The organism is Ruegeria sp. HKCCA4812 (assembly GCF_013034245.1).
GTDB lineage: Bacteria > Pseudomonadota > Alphaproteobacteria > Rhodobacterales > Rhodobacteraceae > Ruegeria.
The window spans coordinates 161112-174290 of the sequence record NZ_WQFQ01000006.1; the positions used below are offsets into that span (position 1 = coordinate 161112).

Below are 13179 nucleotides of genomic sequence, written 5' to 3' on the forward strand. Positions count from 1 at the left end.
CCATCCCGGTTGTATAGACGGGAAAACGGGCATTTTCGCCGAAAAGCTTCTCATAAGGGAACACCCTGACAGGTCAGACCCTGACGCAACCGCCAGGGCCGGGCCGCGTCAAGCCTGGGTCAACGCGGGAACATAATTCAACATCTTGCCGGCAGCTGCCTGCTGTTGGGCGTCGGAAACATGCACCGGGCACGCATAACCGTGCCGATCATTTCGATGACATGACCGTCGTCGATGCGACATGGGTCAAACAAGAGCCCGAGCGGGATCGTTCCTGATCTTGTTGGCCCAATCTCAAGCCCCTGTTGCCCGATGAAGTACTCTGCCACGGGTCAAGCCATTCACTTTTTCGATGATGGCATCGGCATCAATACAGTGGTGGCGATAGAGATCACCGATCGTTCCTGTCTGGCCAAAATGTTCGACCCCCATCGGAATGGTCTGATGACCGCGCACAGCGCCCAGCCACGACAATGTTGCAGGATGCCCGTCAATCACGGTGACCAGATTGCAGTGCGCTGGCAGACCAGACATCAGGGTTTCGATGTGGGATAGTGCGGCGGGGTTGCCGCGCGACCGCGCGCGTTGTGCAGCCGTCCAACCGGCATTCAGCCGATCCGCGGACGTCACGGCCAAAACGCCGATATCGCGACGGCCCTCGCCGATCACACCGGCGGCCTTGATCGCCTCGGGCGCGACGGCACCTTGATAGGCGATTACAACTTCGCAATTGGGCCCCGGTTTTCGCAACCAATAGGCCCCGTCAATGGCACCCTGCCGAAACTGGTCATCCACGCGTTTGCCCGGCTGCTCAATCGGGTTGGTCGTCAGACGCAGATAGACGGAACCGCCGGTTTCATCGCGCAGCCATGTACGCTCGTCCGGTTGTCCTTCACCGTCGCGTTGCAGATAGTCGAAGGCCCATTCCATGATCACCGCCAGTTCATCAGCAAAGGCGGGTTCAAATACAGCCAGCCCGTCCTGGCTCATGCCGATCAGCGGTGTGCCGACGGATTGATGCGCTCCGCCTTCTGGCGCCAGTGTCACGCCCGACGGCGTACCAACGAGAATAAAGCGTGCATCCTGATAGCAGGCATAGTTCAGCGCATCGAGGCCGCGACTGACAAAGGGGTCATAGACGGTGCCGATCGGGATCAACCGTTTGCCAAACAGGGAATGCGACAGACCCGCCGCTCCCAGAAGCAGCATCAGGTTCATTTCGGCGATCCCAAGCTCGATATGCTGCCCTCCCGGCGTGAATTCCCATTTCGCCGTCGAAGGGATCCGATGTTCTATGAAGGCATCGGCTTGCATGGATCGGGCAAACAGCTTGCGCCTGTTCACCCAAGGCCCCAGGTTCGTCGTGCCGGTGACATCCGGAGAGGTTGTCACGATGCGTTCGGTCAACGGGCCATCACCTTTTGACAGATCGTCAAGGATCTTGCCAAACGCCATCTGGGTCGAGATTTCACGGCTGGTGTCGACCTCGATCCTTGGCACGTCCAGCTTGTCATCGAAATAGCGGCGCGGACCCTTGGCAAAGAACGGTGCCCTGGCCAGAAAATCCTTGAATGCGGCGGGGTCCTGTACTGTCGCAAGCGGCTCCCATTCCTCGCCGTCTGGCACGCCCATATGCGACTGCCACGCGGCGAACTGGCTGTTGTTCATCAGCCCGCCGTGATTGTCCTTGTGACCTGCGATGGGGGTGCCCCACCCTTTGACGGTGTAGGCCAGGAAACAGGTCGGGCGATCATGATCGATGGCGGCAAATGTCCGGGCCATGGTCTCGACGCAATTGCCGCCAAGATTTTCCATCAGCGCCGCCAGCTCTGCGTCCGTCCGCCGTTCGATCAGGGCGGTCACATCCCCCTGATCCCCCAGATCGTCCATCAGGCGCTGCCGCCAGACTGCGCCCCCCATGAAGGTCAAAGCCGAATAATCCTGATTGGGGCACGCATCGATCCAGTCGCGCAGGCGATCGCCACCCGGTTCTTCAAAGGCCGCGCGTTGCAGAACCCCATATTTCACGCGCACGACATCCCAACCGAACGCATCGAAGATCTTTTCAATCCGTTCGAATAGCCCTTCGCGGACGATGCCATCCAGGGATTGCCGGTTGTAATCGATGATCCACCACGTTTTTCGTAGGTCGTTCTTCCAGCCTTCCTGCAAAGCCTCGTACACATTGCCTTCGTCCAGTTCGGCGTCGCCTACAAGGGCCACCATCCGCCCCATCGGAACATCCGAGCCCCAGCTTTTGGCCTTGATGTAATCCTGAATGATCGAGGCAAACGAGGTGATCGCGACACCCAGCCCCACAGACCCGGTGGAAAAATCAACGTCGTCGATATCCTTGGTCCGGCTGGGATAGCTTTGCACACCGCCAAAACCACGGAAGTTTTTCATCTTCTCGCGCGTTTGATTGCCCATGAGATACTGCATCGCATGGAAAACCGGTGAGGCATGGGGTTTGACAGCCACCCGGTCTTCAGGGCGCAGGGCCGAAAAATAGAGCGCGGTCATGATCGACACCATCGAAGCAGACGACGCCTGATGGCCACCAACCTTGATCCCATCCACCTTTGGCCGGATGTGGTTGGCATGGTGGATCATCCAATGCGACAACCATAACAGACGTTGTTCAACGATCTTCAACTGGGTGGGATCAATGTGCATGGCGGTCTCCGGGTTCAGGCGGCGCTGCGGGCAGGATAAGGCAAAGCTTGCTCCAGGTCTGCGAGGATATCTTCGACATCCTCAAGCCCGACGGACAAACGGATCAAACCATCGCTGATCCCATGCTCGGCCCGTTCTTCCGGGGTATAGGTCGAATGAGTCATGGATGCAGGGTGCTGGATCAGCGTTTCGGCATCGCCCAAGGACACCGCGCGCTGGATCATGTTCAGGCGGTTCATGAATTCGATCCCACCGGACAGGCCGGACTTGATCTCGAACGCGATCATGGCGCCGGGTTGGGACATTTGCCGCTGCGCGACATCATGCTGGGCAAAGCTTCTCAGCCCGGGAAAGTAAACCTCGCCGACGGCGGGATGGGCCTCGAGGAAATCAGCGACGACCCTGGCTGACGCGCAATGACGATCCAGACGCAGGTTCAGTGTTTTCAGGCCACGCAGGATCAGCATCGCGTTGAAAGGGGCCATGACCGCACCGGTCATATCCTTCATTCCGACCAGGCGGATTTCGGCGATCTGTTCGGCGGTGCCGACAACCAGACCAGCGACCACGTCGCCATGCCCGCCGAGATATTTGGTGGCAGAATGCAGAACGATATCCGCCCCGTGCTCGATCGGGCGGGTAAGATAGGGGCTGGCATAGGTGTTGTCGACGACAACCGTTGCACCGACCGAATGCGCGATCTCGGCGCTGGCGGCGATGTCCACCAGGCGCATGTTCGGATTGGCCGGAGTTTCGAAATAGACAACGCGGGTTTTGTCAGAAACGGCGGCTTTCAGGTTCTCAGGGTCTGTCATGTCGACATGGGTGATCGTGACCCCCCATTTTGCCAGACCGTGGCGCATGAAGGCGAAGGTGCAGCCATAGAGCGTTTTGTCCACGATGACTTCGTCCCCCGGCGACAGCAGGGTCCAGAGCACTGCCGTGATCGCCCCCATGCCGCTGGAAAGGGCCAGTCCGGCCTCGGCCCCTTCAAGCACCGCAATGCGTTGTTCCAGAAGGTCACATGTGGGGTTCGAAATACGGCTGTAGATATGACCTGCGCGTTCACCGGCAAACATCTCTCCACCGGCCTCTGCGGTTTCAAAGGCAAACGTGGACGTCAAATGCAGCGGTGGGGTAAGGGCGCCGTCATTTTCCAAAGGGTTGTAAGCGTGGTGAATGGCGCGGGTGGCAAATCCGGTTGAACGAGTCATTGCAAGCTCCTGTTTCAAGCTGGCGCCAGTTTGCACCTTTACTTTGGGCTTTTACTTGCAAGTAATACCAACATCATGATCAATATTGGCAGATTCTGCCAAGTTTAAGGTTGAAATGGACGATAAAGACAGACAGATCATTCGGGCGCTGCAAAAGGACGGGCGCATGACAAACCAGGACCTTGCCGACGAGGTGAACCTGTCTCCGTCGCCGTGTCTGCGCCGGGTCAAGAACCTCGAAGCGCGCGGAATCATCAAGGGTTACAGCGCAGATGTGGACGCCGCCGCATACGGCATAGGCATTACCGTTTTTGTGCGGATCCGGTTGGAGCGGCACAATGAAACGGACGTTCAGAATTTCGAAAAACGCGTTCGGATGATCGACGAAGTTCTTGAATGCCACGTGCTGACCGGGGCGATGGACTATCAGTTGCGGGTGTTGGTATCGGATCTCGAGGCATATGAAGAATTCATTCGAAACAGAATTCACCCGATCGGTGGGATTGCTTCGATTGACACCAGCTTTGTTTATGGAACGGTTAAGAAGACCGCCGTTTTTCCACCCTGATGGAACGCGTCTGACTACGCTGCAAACTCAGGTTGAGGTGCATGTTTAACGGGCGCTGGGATGAGGAGTCACTGCCAACATATGACGATGGCGACGCGGGCGAGAGGACCTTTGAGCCTCGGTCGCACAGGGTTGCGACGCGCCACCAGCCGTTGATCCTGTCGAACATGATCTAGGCGCGATTGCGCCGCTTGGCGTGCTTTGCAGGCAACCAGCACTGTTTGCGACCCTGGTTTCTGGCACGTATCCCGAAGATCAGACATGTTCACCGCTCGTTTTTTTTGAACCGTGAACACGCTGACCTGCCAAGTTCAATGGGTTCCGGGCCTAGTAGGCGACCATCGTCAAAAGCTCATATTCCGCAACCATTTCATCATCCTGCTGGGTCAGGGTGACATGCCAGCGGACTTCGCCGTATTCCTCGTTCCGTTTGGTCTTGGCCTTGACCGTCAACCGCACCTTGATGGTATCACCCGCCTCGACGGGCTTCATGAATCGCAACCCGTCAAGACCGGTGTTTGCCAGAACTGGGCCTTCGTTCGGTTCAACAAACAATCCGGCTGCAAATGACAAAAGCAGATACCCATGGGCCACACGGCCCGGGAAGAACGGGTTCCGTTCGGCCGCTGCCTGATCCATATGCGCATAGAACGTATCGCCGGTGAAATTGGCAAAGTGTTCGATGTCTTCCATCGTGATTGTACGGGGCGCCGTGTGGAGGGTCTCGCCAATCGCCAACTCGTGAAACCGGCGCGTGAACGGATGGGCTGGCCCTTCGACCTCGGTCGCGCCGGGAACCCATTTGTTCCCGATCGCGGTCAGCAGATCAGGCGATCCCTGAATGGCTGTCCTCTGCATGTAATGCTTCACGCCACGCACACCGCCCATCTCCTCGCCGCCGCCAGCGCGTCCGGGGCCGCCGTGAACCATATGCGGCAGAGGAGAGCCGTGGCCGGTGGATTCCTTCATCGAGTCGCGATTGTTGAAATACAGCCGCCCGTGATAGGCCCCGGCCCCCAGGGCAACGTGCCGTGCCACATCCGCGTCACGGGTGATGACCGATGCCACCAACGACCCTTGCCCGCGATTTGCCAGTTCGATCGCATGGTCAAGATCGCGATACCCCATCACCGTGCTGACCGGGCCAAAAGCCTCGGTGTCATGGACGCGTCGGGCCGCATCCGGATTGGCACAGTGGTACAACATCGGCGGCAGGAACGCGCCTTTCTCGGCATCCGCCCCATCAACCTCAAAATCGTCAGGGTTGCCGAAAACGCGCTCGGCTTCCTGCCCGATGATTGCCGCCTTTTCCAGAACATCACGTTTCTGACCGTTCGAGACCAGCGCACCCATGCGTGTGGTTTCCAGCCTTGGGTCGCCGATGACCGTTTTCGCCAACCGCGCGAACAGGGCTTCGATCACCGCCTGCACCTGAGGCTCTGGGGCAATGATCCGGCGGATCGCAGTACATTTCTGCCCAGCCTTCGTGGTCATCTCGCGCTGGACTTCTTTGACAAAGAGGTCGAATTCCGGCGTTCCAGGCTCGGCATCAGGGCCCAGGATCGAGCAGTTCAGACTGTCCTGCTCGGCCACGAAACGAATTGAGTTTTCCAGAATCACCGGGTTGGAACGCAGTTTCGATGCCGTTTCCGCAGATCCGGTGAAACTGACCACGTCCTGCATGGTCAGACGGTCCAGCATATCGCCCAGACCACCCGAAACCAGCTGCAACGCGCCAGCAGGCAAAATGCCGGAATCCAGCATCAGCCGGACGCATAGTTCGGTGACGTAGCACGAGTTCGTTGCTGGCTTTACGATGGCCGGAACGCCTGCCAGAAGGGTTGGAGCCAGCTTTTCCAGCATCCCCCAGACAGGAAAGTTGAACGCGTTGATGTGAACTGCCACCCCGTGCAACGGGGTACAGATGTGCTGCCCCAGGAAGGTGCCATTGCGCGACAACTGCTCGACCTCACCGTCCAGATAGACATGTCCGTCCGGCATCTCGCGTCGACCTTTCGAAGCGAAGACGAACATCGTGCCGATACCACCGTCTATGTCGATCAAGTGGTCGGACTGGGTCGCACCTGTGCTGAAAGACAGGTCATACATTTCCTGTTTGTGCTGACCCAAATGAACGGACAACGCCTTGAGCATCTTGGCCCGCTCGTGGAACGTCATCTGCCGCAGCGCCGGCCCGCCGACATTGCGCGCATAGTCCAGCATCCCCTGCACATCCAACGCGCTATTGCCGGCCGTGGCGATCACCTCGCCGGTGACCGCGCTTGTAATATTGCGGGCACCCGCACCGGGCGAAACCCATTCACCGGCCGCGAAGCTGGAAATCTGTTGGATTGTCATGAGCGTCTCCTCATTTGTTGTGTGAACTTCGCGCGGCCATATGCACGTCTCACGAAATCATAATATAAACCGATCGGTCGGTCAATAAATTGGCGAATTGGCAACCCAAACCTCACATCTCAGACTTGAGCTGGCAGTCGCGCGAAACCCCGAAACCGGATGCGGCCGCCCCGTTCGGCGCCGTCAGTGATGCGATAGGTCGGGAATCGCGCCAGAAACCGTCCGACGGCCACGCGACCCTCCATACGCGCCAAGGTTAGGCCGACGCAGGTATGGGGCCCTCCGGCAAACGCGTGATGCTTGTTGGGACGTCGATCCAATACAACCTCATCAGGTTGTGCAAACTGCCGCGGATCGCGATTGGCCGCGCCGATACACAGGTTAATGTCCGTACCTGCCGGAATGGTCTGACCGTGGAACATTACATCTTCGGTGGTCAGACGATTGCCAAACTGATTTGGGCTTTCCAGCCGCAGAAACTCGTCCACTGCCGTGTTGATCAGATCCGGATTGGCCAGAAGCTCGGCCCGTTTGTCGCGGTGCCGTTCCAACAGTTCCAATGCGTTGCCGATCAGGTTGGTGGTGGTCTCGTGCCCTGCATTCAGAATGAAGATACAGTTCTGGTACAGCTCGACCTCGGTCAAGCCACCATCGGTGTCATCCTGCATCAAACGTGTCAGGACATCCGTCGCAGGATCTCCGGGGTTGGCCCGGCGATCTTCGATGACATGCCGAAGATAGTCCTTGAAATCAGATACCGACCGGTTGCCCCACTCTTCCTGCTCGGGCGTCAATTGGGGTTCCAAAGCGCCCAGAATAGCCAAAGACCAATCCCGCAAAGGGCCACGTTCCGATCTGGGAATGCCAAGCAGGTTGCCGATGATCTCGATCGGGATGGCACCGGCGAAATCCTCGATCAACTCTACCGAGCGCTTGGCCTGCATCTCGTCCAACAGCCCATCGACAAGTTGAATCAGGCCCGGTTCCATCTGCGCCAGCGCCCGTGGGTTCATCGCACCGACCATGACCTTGCGGACGCGGGTATGCAGAGGCGGATCATTGAACACAAGGCTGGTGGTATGGTGTTCGTACAGCGGGCTGTCGATACCGTATTTGGGGCCGAAAACCGCCTTTTTATCCGATATGAAACGCTCGGTATCCCGGTACACCAGATCCAGGTCGTCATACCGCGACAGGACCACCGAACCATCGGGCTGCCAGCAGACGGGCGTGTCTTCGCGCAACGCGGCGTAGGTTGGATAGGGATCCGTATGAAACCCGTCCGGAAGCGCAGTCAAAGAGAACATCAGTGACCCATCGCTCCCATTTGTTCGGGAAGGACCAGAACCAGCCAAGGCACCAGAACGATCAGAGCCAGACGGAAGATGTCTGCCACCCAGAACGGTGTGACCCCCTTGAAGATTGTTCCGGTCGATACGTCCCCGACCACGCCTTTCAGAATGAACACGTTCAGACCCACGGGCGGCGTGATCAAACTGATCTCGGTCACGACGACGACAACGATGCCGAACCAGATCGGATCATATCCCAATGACGTGACCAGTGGGAAAAAGATCGGAACCGTCAGCAACAGCATCGACAGCGATTCAAAGACGCATCCCAGAATGATGTAGATCCCGAGGATCATCAGGATCACGACGAAGGGCTCCACCTCATATGCGGTGACCAGGGCGATCAACGCTTCGGGCAGACCGGCCAGGTTGATGAAATTCGAAAAGATCTGCGCCCCGATCAGAACCGAGAACAGCGCCGCGGCGGTGAAACTGGTTTCCTTCAGCACTTCAAAGGTCGATCCAAGGGTCAGCCCGCCGCGCGACAATGCGATCAGGAATGCCCCCATCGCGCCCATACCGGCGGCTTCGGTCGGGCTGAAGGTCAGGTTCAGGGGGTAGAAATCGAACGCTCCGTACAAGCCGCCTATCACCAGGAAGAACAGCAGCAACACCGCCCAGACCGAGCGCAGGGCCGACAGGCGTTCGCCCCAGCCGTGGCGTTCACCGGCCGGGCCGGCCTCGGGCCTGCGCCAAACAGTCCAGCGCACCGCGAACAGATAGAAGAGGATGCCAAGTACACCGGGGATGATGCCAGCAACGAAGAGCTTGCCGATCGATGTTTCGGTCAGCAGGCCGTAGATCACCAAAATGACCGACGGTGGGATCAGGATACCCAGCGTGCCCCCCGCTGCAATCGACGCGGTCGACAGCTCATCCGAGTAGCGGTACCGGCGCATCTCGGGCATCGCGACTTTGGACATGGTCGCTGCCGTTGCCAGCGAGGAACCGCAAATGGCCGAAAAGCCGCCGCACGCGGCAACCGTCGCCATGGCGATACCACCTCGGAAGTGGCCCAGGAAGGCGTTTGAGACCGCGTATAATTCGCGCGCGAGCCCGCCCTTGTTTACGAACAGACCCATGAGGATGAACAGTGGCACGACCGAAAGGCCATAGTCCTGTGCCGTATCCGTAATCTGGCGACCCACCATCGACATGGCGGCCTTCAGCCCGCGCTCGGACAGGATGCTGCCACCGCGTTCATATGCGAACCCAAGCGTCCCCACGAGGCCCATCGCAAACACGATGGGCAAACGTACCAACACAAGAACCAGGACAAGGGCGAAACCGATCAGTGCGGCAGTCATCAGGCGTGCTCCGACAAGGTTTGGGGGGCAAAAATGTGCAAAAGACCGGTGATGACCATCGCAACGGCCGTTATTGCAGTGAAGGCGGCGATGAACCAGCCGACATAGAAGACGGGGATCGACAGGTATTCGGTGACATCCCCGTAATCCCGCGCACGTTCAGCCAGAACCCAAACGCGCTGAATCGGCCAGATCAGCATGATGCCGGACACCAGATAGACTATCGCATCGCGCGCCCTGCTCAGCCGCAGGCGGGAAAAAATTCCATCGGTCAGGTCAACGGCGATTTGCCCCTTCCCGGCCGAAATCATCGGCAAAACCGAGAACACAAGGATCGCCATCAGAATCCGCGTCAGTTCGGTTGCCGCCTCGATCGGAGCATTGAAGACTGAGCGCAGGATGACGTCAAAAAAGGTCATCACCATCAGGATGAACAGCGCCACACAGGCCAGCACCGTCGGAATGATACTGACGCGACGCGCGAAGGTCACGATAGATTGCATGATTGGCCCCCAACGGGTGAAGATGGCTGGCGGGTCAACCCCGCCAGCCCGGCTGCGTTACTGGGCAGCCATTTCGTTAACGATCATGTCATAAGCGGCTTGCGCATCAACACCGGTGCCATTGACCTCTTCGATGACCTTGGCGCGCACATCGGCAGCGATCGCATTGAACTTTTCCAGATCTTCAGCAGAGGCTGCATTGATCGCGTTGCCCTCGGTCTGTTCGGTCGCTTCACGGCCGATCGCGTCGATCTCATCCCAGATTTTACCGATTTCGCGGCTCAGCGGTTCGCCGAAGACCTGTTCTTCCAAAGCGGCCTGCACATCGGCGGGAAGATCCGCAAAAGTGTCTTCGTTCATGATGAACGCAAATGACCCGCGATACAGGCCACCCGGAACTTCATATACGTTTTGCGCCACTTCGGTCAGCTTGAAACCCTTGCGGGATTCAAATGGCATGACCACACCATCAGCAGCTTTCGACGCGAGTGTCTCGTATACTTTCGGCGCAGGAACCTGAATTCCGGTTGCGCCCAGCGCGGTGCCGACATCTCCGCCGACACCACCCGGGATACGCACCTTGAGGCCCGATACCTCGTCGAGCTTGGTCACCGGGCTGCTGGAATGAAGCTGTGCCGGGCCGTGGGTGTGCAGGGCGATCACTTTCACACCGCGATGTTCGTCCGCCGCCTTGAGATACTTGTCGTATGTACGCCAATACGCGACCGAGGCCGCTTCGGCCGAGCCCTCATATCCGGGCAGCTCAATCATCTTGGTGGTGACGAAACGACCGGGCTGGTATCCGTGGAAGATGATCGACGCATCCGCCGCGCCATCCATGATCAGGTCCATCTGCGCCGGCGGCGGGGCAATTCCCAGCTTCAGTTCAGCAGTGACTTTGCCATCGGTGGCTTCTTCGACCATTTCCACGAATTTCGGCCACATCTTCGCGTTGATGCCGTGGGTCGGCGGTGCCCAGCTGGAAATCGTCAGCGTGTAATCCGCCGCCAACGCCACCGTGCCCGAAACGGCCAGCGCGGCCGAGGCCAAAAGAGTGCTCAACTTGGTGAACTTCATGGTTTTGTCTCCTCCCTGTGAAACATGACTCGAGAATGCGTTAATGGTCACTTTTGTAACCATCAACATGTTAATTGTTTTCCAATTGGCCCGCGAGGCGCCACGAACCGGGGCTTTCTTTCGCTACGGTTAGCATATTTGCGGCGCACCGGCTGATGCCGACTCCGTTGCAATAGTTCATCGGTCCTCCTCTCCAGCGGGGGAAGCCGTATCCATGGATTTGAACCATATCGACAGCTTCGGCGTTTTCCGCGATCCCCTCTTCAATGATCAAAGCGCCCTCGTTGGCCAAGACTGCCAGCAACCGCGAACAGATTTCCTCGTCCGAAAAATCCCTGCGAGTGATGCCCTGCTGGTCGGAATAGGCTTCGATCAATGCCTCAACCTCGGGATCCCGAACCGGATCGCGACTGCCCTCTTCGTAGCGGTACCAGCCTTTGCCGACACGCTGGCCGAAACGCTCGCGCTGACAAAGCTGGTCCGCGATGGTGACATAACGTTCGTTCGGGGCGCGGTTGGCGGCATTGCGTTTGCGGTTTGCCCAGGCAATTTGAAGACCGGTCAGATCCTGAAGCTCGTAAGGCCCCATGGGCATCCCGAACGCCCGCATTGCACGGTCCACCTGATAGGGAAGCGCCCCATCTGCCAGCAGATAATCGGCCGCGCGCCGATAGGCGGCCAACATGCGGTTGCCAATGAACCCATCGCAGATACCCGACAGCACCGAAACCTTGCGAAGCTTTTTACCAAGCGCGACCGCGGTTGCGACAACTTCAGCAGACGTTTGCGGAGCTACCACGACCTCGAGCAGTTTCATGACATGGGCCGGGCTGAAGAAATGCAGCCCGATGCATCGGGCCTGATTGCCGACGCCCGCGAAAATCTCGCGCGGGTCCAGGTAGGATGTGTTCGTTGCCAAAATCGCATCGCTGCTCATATGTCTGACCAGCTCGTCAAATACCTGCTGCTTGACGGACAGGTCTTCAAAGACGGCCTCGATCGCCAGTTCGGCATCCGCAGCGTCTGCATAACTGTTCACCGCACGAAACGCAGCAAGGCGATCCCGAAGCTGCGCCTCGGACATCTTGCCTCTCTTGACCGCGCCTTGCAGCAGACCCTCGACCCGATTGCGCGCTGCGGCCGCGGCGTCGGCGTCTCGCTCGATCAACGTCACGGACAGCCCGCCGTTCAGGGCCGCAGTTGCGATCCCTGCCCCCATCAACCCACCTCCGACAACGGCGATCCGTGTTATGTCACGGGCGGCCACGTCTTTGATCAACGAAGGTTTGGACACGGCACGTTCAGCAAAAAAAGCGTAGCGCAAAGCGCGGCTTTCCGGGCTTTGGCGCAACTCCAGATGGCGCGCGCGCTCTTTCGGTTGTGCGGTGGCAAATGGCTCAACCGACCAACCAAGCGCCGTCAGGTTTTCCAACGGCGATTTCTGACCCTTGGCGCGTTTTTTCAAAGCCTCGCGGCTCGCCTCCAACAGATCCGGCGCAAACTCCGCCACAGCACGCTGGCTGACAGGTATTGGGCGTTCGGGAAGGTCGGCAACCAATTCCAGGACAGCAGCCCTGGGGTCTTCGGCGACGCGGTCGACGCCGCCAAGCTCGGCCAGTGTCTCTGCCTTGAGAATTTTGCCCGAACAAGCCATGTCAATTGCAGCCTGCATCCCGACTAGACGCGGCAATCGTTGTGTGCCGCCTGCCCCGGGGATCAAACCCACATTGACTTCCGGCAGGCCAAAACCCGTTCCCGGCGCCGCGATCCGCCACGCACAGGCCATGGCGATTTCGAACCCGCCGCCCAGCACGTTGCCATGCATGCAGGCAATGAACGGAACCTCGCTGTCTTCGATTTTCTGAACCACGTCGGGCAAGTGCGGCTCGACCGGCGGCGCATCGAACTCGGACATGTCGCCGCCTGCGACAAAGGTTTTTCCAGCGCAACACAGCACCGCCACGCGCGCGCCCTTGACCGCATCAACCGCGTCAGACAGCCCTTGCCGAACACCTGTCGACGTCGCGTTTACCGGCGGGTTGTCAATGGTGACCCACGCCACGTCGCCCTCAAATTCAACGCTCACCAGCGACGACTGCGACATTTGCAATCCCTTTGATCGGT

The 13179-nt window shown here is 58.7% G+C and carries 9 protein-coding genes; 1 reads left to right on the forward strand and 8 read right to left on the reverse strand.

The features are described from left to right. Nucleotides 1–294: 294 nt before the first annotated feature. Nucleotides 295–2676: a 1-deoxy-D-xylulose-5-phosphate synthase N-terminal domain-containing protein gene (locus GOW04_RS16530; protein WP_171233297.1), complete on the reverse strand. Its 2382-nt coding sequence runs from the start codon at nucleotides 2674–2676 to the stop codon at nucleotides 295–297. Nucleotides 2677–2690: 14 nt separating this feature from the next. Then, nucleotides 2691–3890, reverse strand: a complete 1200-nt coding sequence (locus tag GOW04_RS16535; protein WP_171233298.1) for a methionine gamma-lyase — start codon at nucleotides 3888–3890, stop codon at nucleotides 2691–2693. 115 nt (nucleotides 3891–4005) lie between these two features. On the opposite strand from GOW04_RS16535, the gene GOW04_RS16540 reads away from it, so the two are divergent. After that, nucleotides 4006–4458 carry an Lrp/AsnC family transcriptional regulator gene (locus GOW04_RS16540; RefSeq protein WP_171233299.1) on the forward strand — a complete coding sequence of 151 codons (453 nt, stop codon included), beginning with the start codon at nucleotides 4006–4008 and terminating at the stop codon, nucleotides 4456–4458. A gap of 327 nt (nucleotides 4459–4785) precedes the next feature. On the opposite strand, the gene paaZ is transcribed toward GOW04_RS16540, so the two are convergent. The 6 genes from paaZ to GOW04_RS16570 all read right to left on the reverse strand — a co-directional run bounded on the left by paaZ (nucleotide 4786) and on the right by GOW04_RS16570 (nucleotide 13159). Further along, complete coding sequence (gene paaZ, locus GOW04_RS16545) at nucleotides 4786–6816, reverse strand: phenylacetic acid degradation bifunctional protein PaaZ (protein WP_171233300.1); 2031 nt, start codon at nucleotides 6814–6816, stop codon at nucleotides 4786–4788. A 119-nt stretch (nucleotides 6817–6935) separates the two neighbouring features. Continuing rightward, nucleotides 6936–8123, reverse strand: a complete 1188-nt coding sequence (locus tag GOW04_RS16550) for a cytochrome P450 (RefSeq protein WP_171233301.1) — start codon at nucleotides 8121–8123, stop codon at nucleotides 6936–6938. Further along, nucleotides 8123–9475 carry a TRAP transporter large permease gene (locus GOW04_RS16555; protein WP_171118134.1) on the reverse strand — a complete coding sequence of 451 codons (1353 nt, stop codon included), beginning with the start codon at nucleotides 9473–9475 and terminating at the stop codon, nucleotides 8123–8125. The genes GOW04_RS16550 and GOW04_RS16555 overlap by 1 nt, the downstream gene beginning before the upstream one ends. Continuing rightward, nucleotides 9475–9978, reverse strand: coding sequence for a TRAP transporter small permease (locus GOW04_RS16560; RefSeq protein WP_152460571.1), 504 nt, complete (start codon nucleotides 9976–9978; stop codon nucleotides 9475–9477). Before GOW04_RS16560 ends, GOW04_RS16555 begins: the two co-directional genes overlap by 1 nt. A 57-nt stretch (nucleotides 9979–10035) precedes the next feature. Next, on the reverse strand, nucleotides 10036–11055 hold the full coding sequence (locus GOW04_RS16565; protein WP_171233302.1) for a TRAP transporter substrate-binding protein: 1020 nt from the start codon (nucleotides 11053–11055) through the stop codon (nucleotides 10036–10038). 70 nt (nucleotides 11056–11125) lie between these two features. Beyond that, complete coding sequence (locus tag GOW04_RS16570) at nucleotides 11126–13159, reverse strand: FAD-dependent oxidoreductase (RefSeq protein WP_171233303.1); 2034 nt, start codon at nucleotides 13157–13159, stop codon at nucleotides 11126–11128. Between the last annotated feature and the right edge of the window lie 20 nt (nucleotides 13160–13179).

Bases quoted from the DNA above. Each gene is read 5' to 3' on its own strand.
- GOW04_RS16530 (WP_171233297.1), bottom strand. From the start codon at position 2,676: ATGCACATTGATCCCACCCAGTTGAAGATCGTTGAACAACGTCTGTTA.
- GOW04_RS16535 (WP_171233298.1), bottom strand. From the start codon at position 3,890: ATGACTCGTTCAACCGGATTTGCCACCCGCGCCATTCACCACGCTTAC.
- GOW04_RS16540 (WP_171233299.1), top strand. From the start codon at position 4,006: ATGGACGATAAAGACAGACAGATCATTCGGGCGCTGCAAAAGGACGGG.
- paaZ (WP_171233300.1), bottom strand. From the start codon at position 6,816: ATGACAATCCAACAGATTTCCAGCTTCGCGGCCGGTGAATGGGTTTCG.
- GOW04_RS16550 (WP_171233301.1), bottom strand. From the start codon at position 8,123: ATGTTCTCTTTGACTGCGCTTCCGGACGGGTTTCATACGGATCCCTAT.
- GOW04_RS16555 (WP_171118134.1), bottom strand. From the start codon at position 9,475: ATGACTGCCGCACTGATCGGTTTCGCCCTTGTCCTGGTTCTTGTGTTG.
- GOW04_RS16560 (WP_152460571.1), bottom strand. From the start codon at position 9,978: ATGCAATCTATCGTGACCTTCGCGCGTCGCGTCAGTATCATTCCGACG.
- GOW04_RS16565 (WP_171233302.1), bottom strand. From the start codon at position 11,055: ATGAAGTTCACCAAGTTGAGCACTCTTTTGGCCTCGGCCGCGCTGGCC.
- GOW04_RS16570 (WP_171233303.1), bottom strand. From the start codon at position 13,159: ATGTCGCAGTCGTCGCTGGTGAGCGTTGAATTTGAGGGCGACGTGGCG.